Annotated in this window: 20 protein-coding genes; 10 read left to right on the top strand and 10 right to left on the bottom strand. The window is 47.6% G+C overall.

Features of this window, described 5'->3' with window-relative positions; all coding sequences use genetic code 11:
• Positions 1 to 36: 36 nt before the first annotated feature.
• Together PBN151_RS03035 and PBN151_RS03030 are read left to right on the top strand one after the other, a co-directional pair.
• Complete coding sequence (locus PBN151_RS03035) at positions 37 to 909, top strand: pentapeptide repeat-containing protein (protein WP_072727595.1); 873 nt, start codon at positions 37 to 39, stop codon at positions 907 to 909.
• Positions 910 to 1,076: 167 nt separating this feature from the next.
• Positions 1,077 to 1,502: a GNAT family N-acetyltransferase gene (locus PBN151_RS03030; protein ID WP_072727594.1), complete on the top strand. Its 426-nt coding sequence runs from the start codon at positions 1,077 to 1,079 to the stop codon at positions 1,500 to 1,502.
• A 53-nt stretch (positions 1,503 to 1,555) separates the two neighbouring features.
• Here PBN151_RS03030 and PBN151_RS03025 read toward each other — a convergent pair whose 3' ends face one another.
• Together PBN151_RS03025 and PBN151_RS03020 are read right to left on the bottom strand one after the other, a co-directional pair.
• A complete protein-coding gene (locus tag PBN151_RS03025; protein WP_072727593.1) occupies positions 1,556 to 2,389 on the bottom strand; it encodes an MBL fold metallo-hydrolase in 834 nt (277 codons plus the stop codon).
• A 31-nt stretch (positions 2,390 to 2,420) separates the two neighbouring features.
• Positions 2,421 to 3,116, bottom strand: coding sequence for a winged helix-turn-helix domain-containing protein (locus tag PBN151_RS03020; protein WP_175560588.1), 696 nt, complete (start codon positions 3,114 to 3,116; stop codon positions 2,421 to 2,423).
• Between the two features lie 407 nt (positions 3,117 to 3,523).
• On the opposite strand from PBN151_RS03020, the gene PBN151_RS03015 reads away from it, so the two are divergent.
• From PBN151_RS03015 to PBN151_RS03000, 4 genes are all read left to right on the top strand, one after another.
• Positions 3,524 to 3,949, top strand: coding sequence for a DMT family transporter (locus PBN151_RS03015; RefSeq protein ID WP_072727592.1), 426 nt, complete (start codon positions 3,524 to 3,526; stop codon positions 3,947 to 3,949).
• A gap of 28 nt (positions 3,950 to 3,977) precedes the next feature.
• Positions 3,978 to 4,679: a Crp/Fnr family transcriptional regulator gene (locus tag PBN151_RS03010; protein ID WP_072727591.1), complete on the top strand. Its 702-nt coding sequence runs from the start codon at positions 3,978 to 3,980 to the stop codon at positions 4,677 to 4,679.
• A gap of 13 nt (positions 4,680 to 4,692) precedes the next feature.
• Entirely contained in the window at positions 4,693 to 5,142 is a 450-nt protein-coding gene (locus PBN151_RS03005; protein ID WP_072727590.1) for a DMT family transporter, read from the top strand.
• A 74-nt stretch (positions 5,143 to 5,216) separates the two neighbouring features.
• On the top strand, positions 5,217 to 5,390 hold the full coding sequence (locus tag PBN151_RS03000; protein WP_083544834.1) for a hypothetical protein: 174 nt from the start codon (positions 5,217 to 5,219) through the stop codon (positions 5,388 to 5,390).
• Positions 5,391 to 5,588: 198 nt separating this feature from the next.
• On the opposite strand, the gene PBN151_RS02995 is transcribed toward PBN151_RS03000, so the two are convergent.
• The gene (locus tag PBN151_RS02995; protein ID WP_072727589.1) at positions 5,589 to 8,174 is read right to left on the bottom strand and encodes a TPM domain-containing protein; all 2,586 of its coding nucleotides are present in this window, start codon (positions 8,172 to 8,174) and stop codon (positions 5,589 to 5,591) included.
• A gap of 363 nt (positions 8,175 to 8,537) precedes the next feature.
• On the opposite strand from PBN151_RS02995, the gene PBN151_RS02990 reads away from it, so the two are divergent.
• Together PBN151_RS02990 and PBN151_RS02985 are read left to right on the top strand one after the other, a co-directional pair.
• The gene (locus PBN151_RS02990) at positions 8,538 to 9,230 is read left to right on the top strand and encodes a YjjG family noncanonical pyrimidine nucleotidase (RefSeq protein ID WP_072727588.1); all 693 of its coding nucleotides are present in this window, start codon (positions 8,538 to 8,540) and stop codon (positions 9,228 to 9,230) included.
• A gap of 75 nt (positions 9,231 to 9,305) precedes the next feature.
• The gene (locus PBN151_RS02985; protein ID WP_083544831.1) at positions 9,306 to 10,052 is read left to right on the top strand and encodes a Fic family protein; all 747 of its coding nucleotides are present in this window, start codon (positions 9,306 to 9,308) and stop codon (positions 10,050 to 10,052) included.
• 88 nt (positions 10,053 to 10,140) lie between these two features.
• On the opposite strand, the gene PBN151_RS02980 is transcribed toward PBN151_RS02985, so the two are convergent.
• From PBN151_RS02980 to PBN151_RS02960, 5 genes are read right to left on the bottom strand one after another with little or no spacing between them, the layout of a single operon-like run.
• Positions 10,141 to 11,061 (bottom strand): transporter substrate-binding domain-containing protein, encoded by a 921-nt coding sequence (locus PBN151_RS02980; protein ID WP_072727587.1) that lies wholly within the window; start codon positions 11,059 to 11,061, stop codon positions 10,141 to 10,143.
• A complete protein-coding gene (locus PBN151_RS02975) occupies positions 11,058 to 11,825 on the bottom strand; it encodes an amino acid ABC transporter ATP-binding protein (protein ID WP_072727586.1) in 768 nt (255 codons plus the stop codon). Before PBN151_RS02975 ends, PBN151_RS02980 begins: the two co-directional genes overlap by 4 nt.
• A gap of 48 nt (positions 11,826 to 11,873) precedes the next feature.
• Positions 11,874 to 12,530 (bottom strand): amino acid ABC transporter permease, encoded by a 657-nt coding sequence (locus PBN151_RS02970; protein ID WP_072727585.1) that lies wholly within the window; start codon positions 12,528 to 12,530, stop codon positions 11,874 to 11,876.
• Positions 12,511 to 13,176: an amino acid ABC transporter permease gene (locus PBN151_RS02965; RefSeq protein ID WP_065290056.1), complete on the bottom strand. Its 666-nt coding sequence runs from the start codon at positions 13,174 to 13,176 to the stop codon at positions 12,511 to 12,513. Before PBN151_RS02965 ends, PBN151_RS02970 begins: the two co-directional genes overlap by 20 nt.
• A gap of 1 nt (position 13,177) precedes the next feature.
• The gene (locus PBN151_RS02960; protein WP_072727584.1) at positions 13,178 to 14,440 is read right to left on the bottom strand and encodes a threonine synthase; all 1,263 of its coding nucleotides are present in this window, start codon (positions 14,438 to 14,440) and stop codon (positions 13,178 to 13,180) included.
• Positions 14,441 to 14,975: 535 nt separating this feature from the next.
• Here PBN151_RS02960 and PBN151_RS02955 point away from each other — a divergent pair.
• Positions 14,976 to 16,967, top strand: a complete 1,992-nt coding sequence (locus tag PBN151_RS02955) for a methyl-accepting chemotaxis protein (RefSeq protein WP_072727583.1) — start codon at positions 14,976 to 14,978, stop codon at positions 16,965 to 16,967.
• Positions 16,968 to 17,160: 193 nt separating this feature from the next.
• A complete protein-coding gene (locus PBN151_RS02950) occupies positions 17,161 to 17,739 on the top strand; it encodes a tubby C-terminal domain-like protein (RefSeq protein WP_072727582.1) in 579 nt (192 codons plus the stop codon).
• Positions 17,740 to 17,818: 79 nt separating this feature from the next.
• Here PBN151_RS02950 and PBN151_RS02945 read toward each other — a convergent pair whose 3' ends face one another.
• Positions 17,819 to 18,625 carry a WYL domain-containing protein gene (locus tag PBN151_RS02945; RefSeq protein WP_072727581.1) on the bottom strand — a complete coding sequence of 269 codons (807 nt, stop codon included), beginning with the start codon at positions 18,623 to 18,625 and terminating at the stop codon, positions 17,819 to 17,821.
• On the bottom strand, positions 18,612 to 19,922 hold the full coding sequence (locus PBN151_RS02940) for a helix-turn-helix transcriptional regulator (protein WP_072727580.1): 1,311 nt from the start codon (positions 19,920 to 19,922) through the stop codon (positions 18,612 to 18,614). Before PBN151_RS02940 ends, PBN151_RS02945 begins: the two co-directional genes overlap by 14 nt.
• Positions 19,923 to 20,047: the final 125 nt, after the last annotated feature.

Genomic DNA, 20,047 nt, shown 5'->3' with positions numbered 1-20,047 from the left:
TCGTCTCAGATTATTAGCACATCGGAGGTGCTCTACTTGCTAGAGGAAAACCGAGATTACTATTATGCACTTAAGAATATACATTGGGACGACCTGCGGGCGAATTGCGAGAATTGCTTCGGGCTTTGTTGTGTTGCGCTCCCATTTGCTGTTTCGGCTGATTTTGCGATGAGCAAGGATGCGGGAGTACCCTGCTCGAACTTGCAAGCTGACTATCGGTGCGGAATTCACGCGAATTTGCGGGAACGAGGATGTAAAGGGTGCACCGTGTTCGAGTGCTTCGGCGCAGGACAGAAAGTGTCGCAGATTACGTTTGAAGGCATTGATTGGCGAGAAAGCTCGGAGAGAGCGAAAACCATGTATAACGTCTTTCCGATTATGCATCAGCTCCACGAAATGCTGTGGTATTTACATGAAGCACTTGTGCTAGAGGCAGCGCGTTCCATTCGTCAAGAGCTTAATATGATGGTGGAGGAGACAATACGTCTGACAGAGCTCCGTGCAGATGAAATTCTGAAGGTGGATGTTCACGCACATCGCGCAAATGTAAATAGGCTGTTATTGCAAACGAGTGAGCTGGTCTGGATGGACGTGCATCGCATTCTGAAGGGTAATTCGAAGGAGAGACGGAAAAATTACCGCGGAGCCGATCTCATGGGTGCGAAATTAAAAGCAGCTGATCTCAGAGGGGCAGATTTAAGAGGAGCCTATCTGATCGCGGCTGACTTGCAGCATGCGAATTTGAGTGTAGCCGATCTCATCGGAGCGGACTTGCGCGATGCAAATCTTCGCGGCGCGGATTTGAGAGACAGTATTTTTCTGACTCAGGTACAGATTAACGCAGCGAAGGGAGATTTGCATACTCAACTGCCGGGAAGGCTGTCTCGGCCGGCCCATTGGACAGCATAGCCAGCAGAAGGCAGGCTAGAGAAGAAAATTATGGTTGCGGAATGTATGAATCGTCCGTATTATGGTGTATAGTGCTTCTTATGATGATACGGAGGGTATTGGTTTGTTACTTTACTATTGATATTGTCGATCTACCTCAGACCAATTACATGAGGAGATGATCGAATATGATATACAAACACTCAGTCGACGGAATTACAGATAAAATGCTGGAAGGCTTTTTTGTAGATTGGCCGAATCCGCCAAGCCCGGAAACTCACCTGCGGTTATTGAAGAACAGCAGCAAAGTGGTTCTAGCGATGGATGAACAAACGGGTCAGGTCGTAGGATTTATCACGGCGATAAGTGACGGTGTACTGTCTGCCTATATTCCACTGCTTGAAGTGCTGCCAGCATATAAAGGCAAGGGGATCGGCAAAGAATTAGTCAGTCAAATGCTGAAAGCGTTGGATGACATCTATATGATTGATTTATGCTGCGACGATGATCTGATTCCCTATTATGAACATTTCGGCATGATGAAGGCGAACGGGATGATATTCCGGAATTATCGCATGCAGGCTGGGAATCAGAAGGAAATAGAGGCTAAGTAAACGCTTGGGCATCTGCCCAAGCGTTTTTTTGCATAAGAAAGTCGCCCAGCCCCTTAGAACTGAACCGAAAAACCACGGAATTGGTGAACGCCGGTTCCGAAGCGGACAAGATCCTTCCCTCGCAGCTCTGCAGCCGCTTCTTTCAACGCACCTAATAATTCGGGCTCCAGCCCAAGCCGATTATGGGAGCCGAATACTTGTACAATACCCTCAATCCCCGAAATTTTCTGCCAGGAGGCCACAAGGTCTTCTGGACTCGTCGTAGGATAGAATGCATAGATCGGTGTTTCATCGTACAGCAGATCGCCAGTAAATAAGTAGCCTCTGCTTGTATCGTGCACGACGATATGTCCGGGGGAATGGCCGGGCGTGTGATAAACGAAGAGTTTACGATTCCCTAAATCGATGGTATCTCCATCTAGCAGCAGACCAGTTGGCTTGCCTTGATAGGGAGTATAGGCAGCAGGATCGAAGGTAGGCGGTAAGGGTCTCGTAATATCACGCGACACATCTTTGCGAATCTGCTCAATCGGCAACCCCTTAATGCCATTAATGAGCCAATCTTCTTCCAGTTCGTGGACGTAAATCCGCTCGAACTGGCCATGGCTGCCAATATGATCCCAGTGAACATGGGTGGTAAGCACCGTGATGGGCAGGCTGGTTAGCTGACTAGTCACTCGCGTAATATCATCGATACCGAGTCCGGTGTCGATGAGAGCGGCTCGTTCACTGCCGATGAGCAGATAAGAATGAACTCTCTCCCAATGCCCGTATTCGCTGATTGCAAACGTGGAGTCGTCAAGCTTCGAGACGGTGAACCAAGGATCGTCTATAACGATAGGATATTTTGTTGCGTGCTGCTCACGATTTGCTGTGTTAGATTGCATGCGGTATCCCTCCAGGAAGTGAAGAATGTAATCATTGAATGGCGATCTCTTCGCTGTCATCTTGGAATGCGATCAAGGAAATATAGTAGCTTTTTTGATCTTTTGTTTTCTCTGTCAGCGGGACATATTGTTTACGCTCATCCTGCTCTCGATTCTGATCCTTATTTCCTTCATTCATCCCATTAGTCTCATTAGTCTCTTGCTTCCCATACTTCTCATGCTTCGTAAAATGCTTGTCCAGCAGCTGCTTGAATTCTTCGACGAAGGCGTGGAAGTTCTCTTCCGTTGCCATCACTTGATAGGTGGATGCGATGTTCTTACGCATATCCATATTGCTGCTGTTCAGAGCGAATGATGCAGCCGGTGCGCTCTCAATCTTAGTGCGGGTGACCTCGACGGTCTCCATGAACACTTGTCGCGATGTCTCGATCAGATCCATGCTCGGCAGCAAATGATCTTCTGGAATGAAGCGGCTCGCAACTGCACGGTAATATTTTTGAACGATACCGTTCTTCTCCTCTTTGCGGACAACATGAATCACCTGATGCTTCTCCAGCTCCTTTAGGTGAAAATAAATATTATTTCGTGTTATACCCAGCATTTCAGCAAGCTGCTGCCCGGTATACTCTTGCTTGACAAGGTTCATAAGCATCTTCGTCCGAAGAGGATCAGCAATTGCCTTTAGCTGCTCATGAGTCTGAATTTTATAGACACTAGTCACAGTCATCGAAACACCTCACTACAATTTACCGGTAAATTATAATTTACAGTTTAGTGTGTTTATATTAACATGAGTCACAAAATTGGTCAATCATTCCATTTTGGATATAAGATACTATGATTCAGGAAAAGAGAAATTAGAAATAGAGGAATTGAGACACATGTTGCGTTACTAGGATTAGCTCTAAAGCAAAATACTTCTGCGCGCCGTCCATCAGTAGGTAGTAGAAAGACATACATACAATAGCGGTTTGTTTACCTAATCAGCGTGAACGCGGATGCTGATGCAATAGTCCGCCTCTACGCTGTTTTTTACTTTTTTGATACACTTGGGACATATGTCCTTCCCCGGAGGCATGGGTCTGATTTTAAATAATAAGGAAATCGAAATCCGAGTTTAGGGGAGCGGGAAAAATGGCAGGAATCCTATTTGCATGGTTAGGCGGAGCGTTCATTACGCTGCAAGGCGTGGCGAACTCCCGAATCAGTCAAGATATTGGCACGTGGCAAGCAGCAACGATTACCCAGTTTACCGGATTCGTATTGGCCTTCGTTCTTCTCCTGCTTGTTCGCGACGGTCAATGGCGAAAGATTAAGCAAGTGAAGCCGCTCTATTTGACGAGTGGAGCCTTGGCGGCCATCATCATTTCCAGCAATATTACGTCCATTCATCACGTCGGTGTTACCTTGACGATCGCTGTTGTGTTGATTGCTCAGCTCAGCGTAACCTTTATCATCGATAGCAAAGGATGGTTCGGCGTAGCGAAGCAGAAGATGAAGCTGGCACAGTTCATCGGCATCGGGATGATGATCGCTGGAGTAATTATATTGAAGCTGTAATTTTTTGCGGCAGGGGTGAAGGTGCGCTATGAAAGAGATCAAGGATCGTGAACAACTGGCTCATTATTTGGAGATACATCAGATAACATCAATTTTTAATGCACAGATAATGCCGCATTTGACATTGTACACTTATGATCAAGGTGAACTCATCTGTTCGCAGGGTGATCCAGCCGAGTATTTATCCGTGCTTGTAAAGGGAAAGGTTAAGGTGTATAACACCTCGACAGAGGGCAAAGCACTGATCGTGTCGTTCAAAACCGCACTAGAAGCAGTCGGGGACATTGAATATGTGCAAGGCATCGACTTCATGAATACGGTTGAGGCGGTGTCAACGGTTCATATGATTGTCGTCCATTACCGCTGGCTGCATCAGTATGCGAAAGAAGACGCAAAGCTGCTTCAATTTTTGTTGAAGCTCATTACGACGAAGTTTTGCATGAAATCCGATTCTTTGAGCTTTAATTTGATGTATCCGGTGGAAGCGCGCTTGGCGAGTTATCTTTTGTCCATCACATATGATGAATCGGATTCGCGATTTAATGGTCAGCTTCGTGCCGTAAGCTTGCGGGATGTGGCCAATTTCATCGGCACCAGCTATAGGCATCTAAATCGGGTCATTCACAAGTTTTGCGAAGAAGGTTTGGTCGAGCGCAATCGAGGATTCATTTCGATAAAGGACAGGGAACAATTGCGCGCATTAGCAGGCCATAATATATACGAAAAGTGAGAGGAGGACGCATATGATTACAGGCTTAGTATTGGCGCTCATAGCCGGCTCGCTTGTGGGCATCCAAAATATATTCAACAGCAGAGCAAACGAGGGCATCGGAACGTGGACGACTACGGTCATTGTACTGGGCATGGGGTTTCTGGCTTCATTTACGATTGGCTTGGCCGTGGAAGGCAAGCAGCTATTCGATTTGCCTAATATGAAGATATGGTACTGGTTCAGCGGCATCATCGGGGTTGGAGTTGTTCTTAGTGTGGTACAGGGCGTGAAGCGGCTTGGTCCGACGTTTGCGATCTCGATTGTGATGGCGTCCCAGATCAGTTTTGCCCTGTTGTTCGATTCCTTGGGATTGCTTGGACTCGATAAGGTTCCTTTTACGGGGAAACAAGCGATTGGGGTATTAATCATTGTTGGCGGTATTGTTGTATTTAAGATGGGGAGAAGAGTAAAACCGCTGTAGATTCTCTATCTGCTGCGGTTTTTTAGATAGGACTTCGTTGTCGGGCTATAGTTGTGAAATGTCGGGATGCGTTGATGAGCTACGTAGGGCCAACCCCACCAGATCGGAATCATGTCTATACGTTGACGGTATACGCGCTGGATACGATGCTGGATGTAGAGGATGGATACCAGTGGAATGATTTCTATAAGAAGATAGACGGACATGTGATGGCAACGGTCACTGAATCGCTTGTTGTGTTGAAGTAGCGGGTTGATGGTTTCTCTGGGGTGATGAAGGGGCTGGCTTAGTGTTCGTTCTGGATTTTTGTTGAAAAGGAAGGAAGGGCCACAACATCCACTTTGCCGTGGATGTTGTGGCCCTTGTATGCGTGAAAGGTTATTGCAGATTGCAGGTTGAAGATTAAAGACTGAAAATTGAAGTTAGGAGCACCTTCACTTCCGCTACTACCAATTCGATCCGCCGGAAGAATTCTTATTGTCGCCTCCCCAGCTAGACCCGCCCGAGCTATTGGAGTTGTTCGAGCTGGAACCACCTGAGCTGTTGCTATTCGAGTTGGAACGATAGCTGCTCGATCGACTGGCTTGCTCTCGGCGTCGTTCCTCATCGCGTCTGCGTTCCTCTGCTCGGCGAGCCTCTTGGCGTCTTCGCTCCTCCGCCCGGCGGGCTTCTTCCCGGCGCCGTTCCTCTGCTATCACAGCATCATAGGCGGCATTCATAGCGCTAATAATGCCTGCCACCGCAGCAGCTTCCTGACTGGCGCGTTCGTATTCGCCGCGGTACATATAGTCATTCGCAGAGGACATGATCTGCGAATATTGGGAGTCAAAGTGAGATAATCTTACTTTTCGGTTTGTACGATGATACGTGGAACGATACCGTGCTTCCATGTCGTTCATCGTACGTTCTGCATCGCGCTTCACAATGGCAGTTCGCTCGACATCTTGCAAGTAGGCTTCCGCTTCGCGTGCATATTGTGAGCTTAGCTCTGATTGTAAGTCAATGTCATAAGGAGGCTGGGCGAGCAACTGCTTCAGTCCGGAGTCCAGCTTCATCAAAGAATCTTCCGCATATCGCCATGCTTGCACGAGACGATTGCGCTTAATAACATCTTGGGCGCGGGTGTAAGCTTGTTCACCGCTCTTCATCTGTCTGTTGATTAGTTCGAGCGCCTGATCCAATTTCATGACAAGTTCTTCATATTGCCTTTGATTGCGATCCTGATCCTGCCAAGCTTGCAGTATGCCATCAAGTTCCTGACGAGCCATCTCGTATTCCTGCACTTCTTCCGAAGAGAGGGAACGCACATTGTCCAGTCTGGAACGCATGTTGGCAATGACGGAAAGCCCGTTATGATACAGTTCCCAAGCATGATTCCAGTAGTTGGAACGGTAGGTATGGCTAATTCTCTGGTGCAGCCCATTCATGTGCCGCTCTTCTTCTGGCAGGTTGGAAAATCTATTCGCGATCGCTTGGATGTCCTCCGCATTTTTCAGCTTCAAATCTGCCAGCCGCTGTGTCATATGTACAGCATCCGTCAGGTGCTGGCCTCTGCGTTCTGCCAATTGCACAGCTTCCGAAATCTTGCCGCTTCGCAGTTGTTCCAGCATCCGTTCATTCGTGTCTCTAGCTTGCTCCAGACAACCGTAAGGATCGATGCGGATTAGCTTGAGTCTATGTTCTTGTACGATGCTTTCGAAGCGGGCGCGACTGCTGGCTACCTCATTCGGAAATTGCTGGTACAGATTGGCGTAATGAGCGATGGACGCGATATCCTGCGCCAATTGCTCGATTTCTGCCTTGGAGGTATCCATGATGGCATTGGCGCCCATCGGATCGAAGGTATCCATATCATCCACGGTTTGCACACGGCTGACGAGCGTATGGTAGCGTTGGTCGATTGCTTCAAGCGTCCAACCGCGTGTACTGATTTCTTGGCGATATTCGTATTCGAGCTGCTGAAGGCGCGCTCGCGCTTCACGAATGCTGTCTACGAGCTGTCGCTCCGTGACCTCGATTTGATCAATTTGCTTCGTTAGCTCTGCTGCTTCTTTTTCTCGCGTTTGCCGCACGTTGTCTGCCGCATCGAGTTGGCTTTTGAATTTCGGCAGCAGCGTGTGGGCGAAGCTGATCTGCTTCATTTCCTTCAAGCTGGACTCCAGCGCAATGATGGATGCCGTTAATTGCTGCTCGATAGCCGCAGCTTGCTGCTGCGTCGCGCCTTGATACAGCTCAGTGTAGTGGTGCACACGCTCGAGCGCTTGACTGACCGTGGCCATAACGGCAGGAATTTGGGTACGAATTTTGCGCAGCCGCTGAACCTGCCACATCCATGCAACGAGCAAGATGCACAATGCAGCTAAGCCTGCTGCGATACCGACCCTAGGCCACGGAATGCTGTTCCAGAAAAGGACGAGCGCACTTGGACCTTCCGGTTCCTTCGGCACAGTTACGGGCTGACTTTCGTTCTCCGATGCGGGCTTCGATGGTTTGTTGCCGGATGGGAGATCTTTAGCAGGCTTCTCAGGCGTTGGTACAATCGGCACAGGCTTCAATTGTTTGGTCGCTTCCATAAGCGTTATAGCAGCCCTAGCGAAATTGCCCTCTTTCGCCTTTGGAATAAAATGTTTGTCAACGAATGCGCTGAGCTTAGAGCGAGACGAGTCATCATTGGGCAGTGCGTCGATCTTCTCTTGCAAAGCCGGATTGTTGAAGTTCATCTCTACGCGCCGATCTTCCTTAGACAATAGGATGAGGATGTCATCCGCTGTCAACTTCCATTTGTGATATACTTCGGTTGCATATTCTGCTGCATCCTGGCCATCCAAACGATTGATAGTCAGGAGATAGAACGTATAGGGCTTCCCCTTGGCAGCTCGCTCGATATAGGGAATCGATTCTTTAGGAATCATCTTGGCTATATCGCGCACTATGCCTGATTTGCTCGGAATAGCGTCTGCCTGAACAATTCCCGGATGAAGCAACATGACAATCATCATGATGGCGGACAGCCATCGTATTGCATTCTTCACGGTGATCCTCCGTTTCCAGTCGTGTGTTATGTTATTGGTGCCTATTTCCTATTACGTATTACGTTTGATACCAGTATAAGGTGCAGTCGGAAGCGGGAAAAGAACTTTTCTTACAGGGATTGTCATGGTGAGTTGGAGAAGTACGAAGGACGAGCAGCTAGGAAAAGTGCAGCCAGCAGGGCTGGATGGGAGCATTTAGGAGTGTAGCCTATATCCAGTACAACAGATGCACGCACGTGAAAATAGAGGGAATATCACACAAGTCGTGCAGATGTAGAGCAGCTTGCAGTGTTGATGGATATGAAAATAAAATAGAAAGTATAGCCTGTAGAGCAGGCTATTACATAGATAGGTGGAGATAAGATGCGCATATATCGAACATTATTATTTGACGTTGATGATACATTGCTTGATTTCAAGGCAGCGGAGAAGCTGGCGCTGCGTTTGTTGTCCGAAGGACAGCAGATCGAGCTGACAGAAGAAATGGAAGCCCATTATAAACAGATGAATCAGGGATTGTGGAGGGCGTATGAAGAGGGAAAGATCAATCGCGACGAGGTGGTGAACACTCGATTCTCTCTACTTTTGAAGGAATATGGGCATGAAGTGGACGGTGTTCTGTTGGAGCAAAAATATCGAGGCTATTTGGAACAGGGACATCAGCTCATTGACGGGGCTATGGAAGTAATTACGAAACTGCACGGCGCGTATGATCTGCACATTGTGACGAATGGTGTGTCTAAGACACAGGATCGAAGGCTGCGTGATTCTGGTCTGCATCCGATGTTTACGAGCATTTTCGTATCGGAGGATACAGGGTACCAGAAGCCGATGAAGGAATTTTTTGATTTTGTGTTCGCACGCATTCCACATTTTGACCCGCAGCAGGCATTGATTATCGGGGATTCGTTAAGCTCGGATATGAAGGGCGGGCAGCTGGCGGGTCTGGATACCTGTTGGTTCAATCCCGAAGGGAAAGCAAATGAAACAGATATTGTTCCAACCTATGAAATTCGTACGCTTCAGGAGCTGTATCAGATATTGGGGGTGAAGTGAGGGTATTGGAATAAATGAATGTCTAGAAACGCAATAGACTTGTTATAATACTAGTAATAGAGAGGGAAAAGGTAGGTGATAGGTGTGGATCTTACTTTGATAGATGAGTTAAAGAATAGATTGGATTCGCTGCGACCACTACCTGCCGAAGCCGTTCGGAATTTAGAGGAAGTATACCGTGTTGAATGGACGTATAACTCGAATGCGATTGAAGGAAATACACTGACGCTGCTTGAAACGAAGCTTGTGCTCGAACAGGGGTTAACGATCGGTGGAAAAAAGCTTCGGGAGCACTTTGAAGTTATTAACCACGCTGAAGCGATTGCCTACATTCAAGAGATCATTCGTCAGGATCAGGAGCTAACTGGGTATGTGGTGAAATCAATTCATCATCTTGTTCTTAAAAATATTGCGGACGACGCAGGACGATATCGAATGGTCAATGTTCGTATATCAGGTTCACAGCATGTTCCGCCCCATTATACGGTTGTTCCTGAGAAGATGGAAGAGCTCATGAAATGGTACGAGAATCAACAAGGATTGATGCATCCAGTGATGCTGGCTGCGGAATTCCATTTTAGATTTGTATGTATTCATCCTTTCTCAGATGGAAACGGCCGAACTGCAAGACTCCTTATGAATCTAATTCTGATGAAGCACGGATATCCTCCTGCCATTGTGAAGGCGGCGGATGCTGTCAGAATGCTATATTATGAGACGTTGGAGGAAGCAAGCGTCCAAGGTCAATTGGAGCCTTTTATTCAATTGATTATGGAGTGTGTTGCAGATAGTCTCCAGGCATATTTATTCGCTGTGGAATAATAAAAAACGAGGCTGTCTTACGGTCATGTTAATCATGACGGCAAGGCAGCCTCGTTCTATGTTCGGATGCTATTGTACGGTGCTTGTGTTACTTCCAGTGTCCACCTTCCACGATAATATCGTCTGGAGAGACATCTGGGCCGAGTTCTTCTTTCACGTATTTATCGTACAGCTGCAGCAGGAATTTCTCTTTTCCCAGCGTCTCCAGCTCTTGATTCACCCAATCGCGCAGCTCGTTATTGCCTTTCTTGACAGCTGGCGCGATCGGCGCTTCCTTCTCCAGCTTCTCTGGAATAAGGGAGAAGCCAGGATTTTTTCGTGCCCAAGCGAGCAGGATGAAATTATCCTGTGCGTATCCGTCGCCGCGTCCGTCTTTCAGCGCTTGCAGGGATTCGGTGTTTTTCTCGAATTTGACCAGTTCAACGTCGGGATAGTTTTTGGTGAAGAAAATATCCGCTGTCGTTCCCTTCGTTACGATGACTTTCTTTCCTTTCAAATCAGCCACCGTCTTAATGCCGCTCTTATCATTTACGAGTACCTGTGTGGTCACCTTCAAATTTGGGTTTGTAAAATCAACAATTTCCTTGCGCTCATCGGTCACGGTCATGTTGGCAACAATCAGATCTACCTTGTCGCTTTGCAAATACGGGATACGGCCTGCTGGCTCCACGACGACGAACTCAATTTTGCTCTCGTCTCCAAGCAAATCCTTCGCGAAGCGTCTTGCCAGGTCATTATCGAAGCCAACCAACTCGCCTTTCTCATTCGTGAACCCGAATGGAGGCTTGTCGGAGAACACACCTACGAGAATTTTGCCGCGTTCTTTAATTTTGCTAAGGGCACCGGTATCGGCACTCGATGATTTTCCGCTCTCTTGTTGCTTTGCCGTGGTTGGTTGTTCCTTCGCTCCACTGCTGGCATCGTTTCCACTGCTGCTTGAACCGCATGCGGACAACAACCCGACCATGAGCAGTACCATTAATAATGTGAGCCCCAATTTGTTCTTCATCCAATCTCTCTCCTTTTCCATGTTTCAATGTCCAAAAATTTATCCAAAAAACGCCGGGCTCGTTCGGTTTTAGGATCTGCAAAAAAAGTATCCGGCGCTCCTGTCTCGCATATTCGGCCTTCATCCATAAACACAATCCGATCTGCCACAGCACGGGCGAACCCCATCTCATGGGTCACGATGACCATCGTCATGCCTTGTTCCGCCAATGCAAGCATGACTTCCAGCACCTCGCGCACCATCTCGGGATCAAGTGCGGCTGTCACCTCGTCGAAGAGGATGACCTCGGGATTCATGCATAGTGCCCGCACGATCGCGATTCGCTGCTGCTGGCCGCCCGACAGTTGGCGGGGATATGCATCCTTCTTGTCTAGCAAGCCGACGCGCTCCAGCAGTTTCTCGGCTTGGACGATCACTTCTACACGGGGGCGCCGCTGGGCTTTGATTGGCCCGAGGAGGATATTATCGAGTACCGTCAGATGGGGGAATAGGTGATAGCTTTGAAACACCATTCCAATCTGTTGGCGAATGTGCTGCCAGCGCGTTGCTGGACTGGTCAATTCTTGACCGTGGAACTGAATGCTGCCGCTCTGCGTTGTCTCGAGTCCATTCAGGCACCGAAGCAGCGTGCTCTTGCCGCAGCCGCTTGGTCCGAGTATAACGGTCACTTCCCCTTGAGCAATTTGCAGGTTGATATCCCGCAGTACCCAATGCTTGCCGAACGACTTGCCGACATTGGATAGTTCAAGCAATGCGTCGGGCATGAATGCTTCCTCCTTTCTATTCAATCAGTAGGATATTAGCATTGGATATTAGGAAAGCAGCTTGTGCTCCAGCCTTCTTGATAAGGCCGATAACGGAAAGCACAGTATAAAATAAAGTAGGAATAATGCACCGTAAATAAGGACGGCCTCTCCTGTACGCTCTATGATTTGCTGCCCCGTCTTAATCACCTCCGTTACGCCGATTAGAACGGTCAATGATGTCGTCTTGATGATGCGCGTGTACACATTAATCGTAGGTGGGATCATGCGTCGCAGCGCTAGTGGGAACAGAATGTATTGGAACAGTTGAACCGTGCTGAGTCCGATCGCCTTGCCCGCCTCCAATTGCCCCCTCGGAAGAGAGATCAAGGCACCTCGCACGACCTCGCCGATCTCCGTAATGCCCCATAGTGTCAGCACCAGCACCGCACATACAGAGCTTGGGACATTCAGACCGAAGAAGATTGGAAGCCCGAAGAAGAAAAAGAACAGCCATACCAAAATCGGGATAGAGCGAAACAATTCCAGATAAGTACGGGTAATCAACCGCAGCCACGGACTAGAAGAGGTGCGCAGGGCACCGAATAGAAGGCCGCCAATCGTGCTTAGCGCGATGCTCCAGATGGCGATAAGCCCTGTCTGATACAACCCCTTAGCAAGCTGGGGAAGTGATACGACAAGCAAATCAAGTCCCGAACTGGCCATGCTGGAACCTCCTTTCCAGCCAAGAAAGCACAAAGGATAATGGCAGGAACAACAGCAAGTATAAGACCGTCATCATGAGCAGCATTTCATAAGTTTTGTAGTAAAGAGCAATGTAGTTCGTAGTCGTGTACAAAATTTCCGGCACGGCAACTGCAGATACAACCGTCGTCTCTTTCAGTAGAAAAATAAAGTTGGCAAATAAGGACGGCGTAGCAATTCGCAGCGCTTGCGGTAGGACGATGTCACGAAACAACTGCCAACGAGACAGCCCGAGTGCCAATCCTGACTCCAACTGAGACTTGGGGACGGCTTCGATTCCAGCGCGGAACACTTCAGTCAAATATCCGCCGCCGAGAAACGTCATCGCTAATAAGGCAGTGGTGTAGCTGGACATTCGAATTCCGATACTCGGCAGTGCAAAGTACAGGAAAAACAATTGAATCAACAAGGGTGTATTGCGAGCTACTTCGATGTAGGCACGTACAATGGCAGTTAATATCAGTACTCGGAAATACAAGAGAATCGAGTTGAACACGGCAACGAGCAGAGAAGCAGCGATGGCCGCACCAGCAATTCCGATCGTGACAAGGGCTGCGTGTACGAAGTCGGGCACATGCTCCAGCATGAAGGAGGTATCGAGTGTCATGTTAGCCAGTTTCCTCCCTTGAAGTGGACTGCCTGCCGGAGATAGTGCTCCTTCTGTTTAGGTAATCACCAGGCTCCAAGACAGGGATGCTGGTCTGGACGACATGCGGGTATTTCAAGCCGAGCCCGGTATTGATCGCAACGACGGTATCGCTGTCCTGAATCCAGCCGCTATCCCGCAATCGGCGTGCGGCGACGAATGTAGATGCGCCTTCCGGGCAGATGAAGGCTCCTTCGAGCTCAGCAATAAGGCGCTGCTCGCCCAACAGAGCGCGATCATCCACCGCAATCGCGCAGCCCTCAGTTTGATAGATGGCATCCAATATTAGAAAGTCTCCTAGTGCCTTCGGTACATTGATGCCGAACGCAAGGGTAGAAGCATTTGGCCAAGGTATCGACTCGGATTGCTTGTTCTTCCATGCCTCGACGATGGGGGCACATCCAGCAGATTGAACAGCGACGAACCGAGGGAGCTTGCCTTGAACCCAGCCTAGTGCCAGCAACTCTGTCAATGCCTTATAAATGCCGATGAGGCCGACACCGCCTCCTGTTGGATACAGGATGACATCGGGCAGCTTCCAGCCTAATTGCTCGGCTATTTCGAAGCCAATCGTCTTCTTGCCCTCGATCCGGTAAGGCTCTTTTAGTGTAGAGGCATCATATAGGCTGTCATCGTCGCTGATCGCTTGGGAGACAATTTTGCCAGCATCACTAATTAAGCCATTGACCAGATGGAGCTGGGCTCCTGCAATCGCGCATTCGCTGCGTGTAATGGCCGGCGCATCCACAGGCATGACAACCGTGGAGCGTATGCCCGCACGAGCTGCATAGAGTGCCCAGGCCGCTCCTGCATTGCCATTCGTCGGCAATGCTAATTCCTGAACGCCAAGCTCCTTGGCTTTGGATACACCAACAGCCGCGCCGCGGGCTTTGAAAGAGCCAGTCGGCTGAAGCCCATCATCCTTCATATACAACTGGGAAATACCAATTCGGTGTCCAAGCTTGGTCAGGGGGAGGAGAGGAGTAAGGCCTTCTCCTAAAGAAATCACATTCTGCTCCAGCTCGATGGGGAGCAGCTCATGATAGCGCCACAAGCTTGGTTCTCTTGCAGCCAGTTCGGAGCGTTGGACGGTTTCCTTCAGTTCATCCAACCGATAGACTACAAGTAATGGGGAACCGCAAGCACATAGATGCGCCTGCTTGTGCGGGGAATAACTTGTTCTGCATTTCGGGCAATGCAAATGAGAGATATAACTGAATGACACGGTACGCTCCCCTTTCTGCACATGCAGCGATGATAATAGGGGCCTCCGTCGGTACGGTCAGCGGAATGATGAAACTTTTGACAGACATCCAAAATATGTAACATGATAAATTAATAATAAATTTGAGTAATCCAATTTGTCAACTGAGAAATTGAAACTCGTACTCTAGTACATGAAATTTTATGCTTTTGTTCTTGTGTTATAAATTATCGGAGTTTCTGGAATTAATAAAAAATTAGTAGAATTTCATGAAGTGCTTATAGTTTAAATGAAACGAACCGAAATATTAATATACAGGAATAATTCTCGATACTATTGGAGCTGGGAGATCCGTATCTACTTCTAGTAAATACGCCGTAAAATTATCAATAATTTTGTATAATTCCGCATAATCGTTCGGAATTATATCACTTTATACATATTAAACATGTGCTAAAATTTCCACGTTAAAGACGTTATAACGTCTAATCTGGGGTTTTCATTCCGATCCCAGTATGAGTTTTGTAACGTTTACAATTCATAGGGGGTCGACATCATGTTTAAAAAGTTACAGAACAAGCTTATGTTAATTTTTGCAGTATTGCTGGTTTCTTCCTTGGTCATTCTGCAATTGACAACTAACCTGCAGATGACTAACAGCTTTAAAGAAGAGCTGGATGAGTTAGGAAGCGAAGAAGCGAAGGCCTTATTGCAAGTTACGGATTTGCGTCTACATAATTATGCAAATGATATTTTGCATTTTAGTGAAAATCCAGAAATCAAAGACATTGTAAAAAATAGAGACAAGCTAACTCCTAACATGATTCAAGTGATGAAATCTTATACAAAAATCAATCCTGAAATATCTGCTATTTATATGGGAAATTCATCGAAGCAGATGTTTGATCCCGAAGCTAATGTATTCAAAAAAGATTATGATCCTCGTATTCGCCCATGGTATAAATTGGCTAATGATGACAAGGATAAAGTGAAATTCACCCCTCCGTATAAGGATAGTGTCAGTCAGAAAATGAAAATAGCGATTTCTAAGGCCATTGTGGAAAACAACACGATCCTCGGAGTTATTTCGCTTGATGTGAACCTGGATCAATTGACAAAGCAAATCAGTGAAACGAATGTGGGATATAATGGGTTTGGATTTATTTTGGATGCAGAAGGAAACTCGATAGTACTGCCGGATACAGAAGATGCAGCCGGGAAAAATCAACGGGAAAGACCATATGTCGACAAAATTTACACTTCAAATGAGAGTGCAGGAAAGGTCAACTACACGGATAAAGGCGAAGCGGAAGTTCTGTATTATACGACGTCCGGTCTTACAGGGTGGAAAATCGGTGCTGTCTATCAAGAAGACGAACTGTTAAAGCTCACGAACCATATTAAATACATGAACATCATCATAACCTTGTGTGCCATTGTTGTATCAAATGTCATCATCTACTTTGTCGCCCGTTTCTTTACGAAGCCGATCGTTCAATTGACGAAGCAGGTGCAGCTAATGGCTGATGGAGACTTGACCGTGGAAGGGAAGGTAAGTTCGAAGGACGAGATTGGCCAATTAACAGGCCACTTTAATCATATGGTACAAAGCGTGCGGGAAGTCTTATCCCGTGTGATTGGTTCCTCTGAACAGCTCACGGAGTCGGCTGAAAATCTGAGTGCCGTATCAGAAGAAACAAAAGCGGCAAGCGAAGAAATTGCCCACGCCATGTCAGATGTCGCGCAAGGTTCGGCCGAAAGCGCAGCAAATCTGGATCTTATGCAGGAGGTCACAAGCAAGCTGGACTCGCAGTTTAGATCGGTGGAAGAAACGATGTCCTCCATGCAGGCGAAGTCAAACCAGACGCAGCAGGCAAGCATCGATGGAAGAGAGACGTTGGCTGTGCTGCAAGTGCGTTCCGATGAATCGTTCCGTGAAATTCAATCGATCGAACAAGTATTGAACCTGCTCGTAACCAAAATCAACGACATTCAGGCTGTGGCCGAAATGATCAAAGCGATATCAGCTCAAACCAATCTGCTTGCTTTAAATGCGTCGATCGAAGCGGCAAGAGCGGGAGAGGCTGGCAAGGGATTTTCAGTCGTCGCCACAGAAGTGCGTAAACTAGCAGAACAATCCGCTAATTCGACAGAGCAAATTAGCAGCACCATTCAGGGCATTATAGAAGAGGCTGCGAATGCCACCCGTGCGATGAGCCGGACCAAGGAAATCACCTCGGAACAAAATGTGGCCGTGCAGTCGACAGAGATTGCATTTACAAGCATTCAAAGCTTGATGCAGCAAGTGATCGAGGCGATTAAGGAAATGTCGGATAAAATACAGACGGCGTCCGAGCTGAAAGAAAACGTGGTTCAGTCCATCGTAAATCTGTCCGCGATCTCGGAGGAATCCGCAGCCGCCGCGGAAGAAGTCAGCGCTTCGACGCAGGATCAGTTGAAAGCAATTGATACGGTCTCGCAGTCGGCTGAAGATTTAAGCCGGTCCAGCAGCGAATTGGAATTGCTAGTGAAGAAATTTAAAATATAAGCTATCATTGTGATGTTACGCGGCGGTACGCTGATCCTTATGGATTCGGCTGCCGCCGTTTTTTATTAGGACGGCCTTAAACCTGCCAGTTAGGCTGAATGGAGATTGTTGGGGAAACGCGAAATAGAATGGTTGGCAGCGTATTGACAAGGTCATTCATACTGGGGGATAGTAAATAAAAGGAAATATTTTCTTGACATTGAATGTTGATTATAATCTGCAAAGTGGTGATCCAATGCCCCGTTATCAATATGTATCCCCTATCTATCGCAAAAGCAGAAAAAAATTCGCATTAATAGATGCAAACGGGAATCGAGTAGGGGAAATTCAAAGGCACTATAATAGTACGCTCCATTATGTTGTTGATACTATTTTTAGTGATTACTTGATCAATGCTGAAGTTTTTGATAACGAAGGAAGGTCAATGAGTAAGGCGGTTGAAGTTTGGTCGCTCCAGACAATGATTAGGTCGGAATGGAACGTGGATTCTAAACATTTCGGAAGATTTGTGCTGAAAGATAAAACGAGGGTCAAACCAAATCCTAGTATGGAGTTCGTGATTGATAATAAGGTTTACTTATTAAAAAAGGACTTCATGGATCGAACCACTAAGTTAACATGCTCATCTGAATCTGACAGAGACATAGCTTTGATTACTTACAATAAGGTTATACCTCCTCGGACGATTACGATCGAGCTTTTAGACGATGAAGTGGACGTTTATACTTTAGCGTGTATCTACTATTTATTTTCGTTGAGAGATTATACGTGACAGCCCTGAAAGCTTATTTATACAAACGAACACCTTCTGGTGTAGGATTGGCGAGAGCCCGCCCCACACCATCTTAGGTCTATACACTGTTTTCTTCATACCTTGCCAGTGCCATGGCGGCCGTCTCGCGCATGCGCTTCTGCAGGTATGTATTATCCTTCACACGGACGCGCTTGCCGAGAAAGCGTATCTTGGATAAGAGGAACTCATGCTCATTCCACGGCAGCCGGATTCGAATCTGGTAGCTGCGCTGTTCCTCATCGTACATCACCTCCGTCTCGAAGCAGGAGAAGGCATACAAGATGCGCGACAGCTCGCGGTTATATTCACGGATGACCTCAATCACAACCTCAGATTTGCGACGATCGCGCAAGCTGGCAAGCTTCGCTAGAATGTACTCCGCTTCCGCAGGCGGGAGCGATTCTGCTGTTAATGAGGTAATATTGCGCAGCTTGGTGTTCATGAGACCACGGTGCTGACGATGGTACCAGAGCAGGTACCATTCTCGCTTAATAATGGAATACTCTAATTTATATGGAAAGCCCTCATGCTCCTCGTTGATACGACCGCCCTTGATTGCGTAGCTGATGCGTATTCCTGTTCCGGAAGAGATGTACCTCCGGAGCGGCTTTAGCATCGGATGATAGACATGCTTTTCCTTGCTCTTGGCCTTCTCAATAAGATTATGGGAGGTATCCATGAGCATCTCTGAGGACAGGATTCCATTTAATTTGGTTATCGTATCTTCGGAAAAGGCATCGTTCGCTGCTGGATGCGCAAGCATCGTCTTCAACCATGCCCGTTCATGAGAGGTAACCACAAATGTACCCGCATCTTCGAGACGGGATAGAATTTGATAGCCAAAGATTTTCTCAAATGGGTTCATAGTAAGCAGCAATCTCCTTCCATTCCTCTATCAGCTCGCGGCGTAGATGTCTGGGCTCAAGCACTTCGCAGCTCGATCCGAAGCTGCGCAGCCAAGGCTTAATCTCCGTAATTCCATTTACCGTAATTTCGTATAGGAAGGATTGATCATCCTCCTCAACAATTTCCCCCCACTGCCCTTGCAGCAGTACACGCTGCTTAATGAAGTCCGGTTCTCCTGGGCGAGGACTAAAGAAGCGGGCACGCACCTTCACGGGCCGTCCGGTATCAATGAGCCAGCTGTACTGGAGCTTCTCCATGAGCGCCGCTGTCTTCATCTGGAACACGTCCTCGGATACATCCTCCACTTCTTCAATGTGGGTCATGCCCTCCATGCGGAACTTGCGGACACCCTCTCTATCGCTGCTCAGCATATACCATCTTCCATATTGATGGTCATATACGATCTTTAAGGGCAGAGCCTTATGCCAAGTTCCTTCGCCATCCCTCTCGAAGCGCGGATTCGTCTGCTGCGCGGCATAGCTCTTCTCTGCCTTGGGCGTGAAGTATTGGAATTGCACTCTGCATCGCTTGTTGATCGCGCCTAATAAGGTAAACAGATGGGCCTCATCCAATATGCGAAAATGATAGTGATACTTATATAAAAAGGTGTCGGTAAGATATTGCCCCTCATGATCAAGCAGCAATTGCTTCTTCAAGCTGTCCCGCAGCAAATAGCCATGGACAGAAGGCACCTGCGTGTTCGCCATTACATCCACGAAATCGTATAAATCAAGCAGCTCCTCATCCGATAGTTGCTGTATGAGCTCATCGTTCAAGCGGTAGCGATATGGACGGGATACATTCGCTTTGCGTATGACGCCAACCGATTCTAGATATTTCAGGTCGCTTCGAATTGTCTTCTCATCGGGCAGCGACAGCTCTTCCGGCGTTCTTCCGCAGCATTCATCCATAAGCTCCATAGCAGTCATAGATTGCTCCTGCAGCGCCTCTAAAATAATCGATATCCGAACCGACTCGGATTCCTTCAATGACTTGGCTCGAAACAAGAACAATAGGGCAGGATCGGATGAATCGTCATTGCGTTGATGAACAGCTTCTGCCAGTTCCATTTCTGACGCATGCTTAGATTGTACCTCTGAGGCAGCGGCAACTTCCTTCAAGCGTCGAGCCGTTTTGTCCAATGTATGTACGGAAATGCCCAGCCTATCTGCAAGCTGTTGTCTATTGAACGCACCTCTCATCAGCATGAGCGTGCGCAAATACTGAATCTCCTTATCGAAACTCTCCTTAGCCACGTCGAATCTCCTTCCTTCTCCCAAGTAACCCATGCAGTTCTCTTTTATTGTATCAGGTAAACATTTGCGGAAGCACGAAATAATCTCGGCAGGTCGTAATACTTTCGCCATGTTCGCAAAACCGG

Origin of the sequence: Paenibacillus sp. NAIST15-1 (assembly GCF_001894745.1) — a bacterium.
Classification (GTDB): Bacteria; Bacillota; Bacilli; order Paenibacillales; family Paenibacillaceae; genus Paenibacillus_B; species Paenibacillus_B suaedae.
This window is presented reverse-complemented; position numbering and strand designations above follow the sequence as displayed.